The organism is Flavobacterium selenitireducens, assembly GCF_014748335.1.
Classification (GTDB): domain Bacteria; phylum Bacteroidota; class Bacteroidia; order Flavobacteriales; family Flavobacteriaceae; genus Flavobacterium; species Flavobacterium selenitireducens.
The window spans coordinates 1-1,626 of record NZ_JAAVIY010000031.1 but is presented as its reverse complement, the minus strand read 5'-3'; the positions used below and the strand labels follow the sequence as shown (position 1 = coordinate 1,626).

Genomic DNA, 1,626 nt, shown 5'->3' with positions numbered 1-1,626 from the left:
CCATGACATCTCCTCTTAACCTTCCAGCACCGGGCAGGTGTCAGGCCCTATACTTCATCTTACGATTTTGCAGAGCCCTGTGTTTTTGATAAACAGTCGCCTGGATCTTTTCACTGCGGCCCACATCGCTGTGGGCGACCTTTCTCCCGAAGTTACAGGTCTATTTTGCCTAATTCCTTAGCCATGAATCTCTCGAGCACCTTAGGATTCTCTCCTCGACTACCTGTGTCGGTTTACGGTACGGGTACTTACAATCTAAGTTTAGAAGTTTTTCTTGGCAGCCCTTAGGTACACTATCACTTTGCCCGAAGGCTCCGTGTACTATCGCATTTCCCCATCCTCTACGCATTTGACTATAGAAGATATAGGTAGGTGCTTCAACGAACTATTCCGTCAGTTCGCGGTACTTTCATCACTGCGTCGCTCCATCACAACTGTAAGTAGTACGGGAATATTAACCCGTTGGCCATCGACTGTCCCTTTCGGGTTCGCCTTAGGACCCGACTAACCCTCAGCTGATTAGCATAGCTGAGGAAACCTTAGTCTTTCGGTGTGCGGGTTTCTCGCCCGCATTATCGTTACTTATGCCTACATTTTCTTTTCTGACCGGTCCAGCATGCCTCACGACACACCTTCAACCCTGTCAGAATGCTCCCCTACCACTCCATATTACTATGAAATCCATAGCTTCGGTAGTATGCTTATGCCCGATTATTATCCATGCTCGTCCGCTCGACTAGTGAGCTGTTACGCACTCTTTAAATGAATGGCTGCTTCCAAGCCAACATCCTAGCTGTCTGGGCAGACAAACCTCGTTCTTTCAACTTAGCATACATTTGGGGACCTTAGCTGATGGTCTGGGTTCTTTCCCTCTCGGACTTGGACCTTAGCACCCAAGCCCTCACTGCTGAGAAACATTATATAGCATTCGGAGTTTGTCAGGAATTGGTAGGCGGTGAAGCCCCCGCATCCAATCAGTAGCTCTACCTCTATATAACTTTATGCTCAGCGCTGCACCTAAATGCATTTCGGGGAGTACGAGCTATTTCCGAGTTTGATTGGCCTTTCACCCCTACCCACAGGTCATCCGAAGACTTTTCAACGTCAACCGGTTCGGACCTCCACTGTGTGTTACCACAGCTTCATCCTGCCCATGGGTAGATCACACGGTTTCGCGTCTAACAATACCGACTAAAGCGCCCTGTTCAGACTCGCTTTCGCTACGGATCCACTGCTTAACAGCTTATCCTTGCCGGCATCGTTAACTCGTAGGCTCATTATGCAAAAGGCACGCCGTCACCCCACGAAAGGGCTCCGACCGCTTGTAGGCGTATGGTTTCAGGATCTGTTTCACTCCGTTATTCACGGTTCTTTTCACCTTTCCCTCACGGTACTGGTTCACTATCGGTCTTCTGCGAGTATTTAGCCTTGCCGGATGGTCCCGGCAGATTCAGACAGGGTTTCACGTGCCCCGCCCTACTCAGGATACCACTATGTATTATATTCCTTACCCGTACGGGACTATCACCCCCTATGGTCTCTCTTTCCAGAAAGTTCCGGTTCAGTTTACATACAATCTCGTGGTCCTACAACCCCACTATTGCCGTAACAACACTGGTTTGGGCT

Annotated in this window: 1 rRNA gene; it reads right to left on the bottom strand. The window is 49.3% G+C overall.

Annotation, left to right across the window (positions count from 1 at the left end):
* Nucleotides 1-1,626, bottom strand: a 23S ribosomal RNA gene (locus tag HC229_RS16510); the annotation flags it as partial.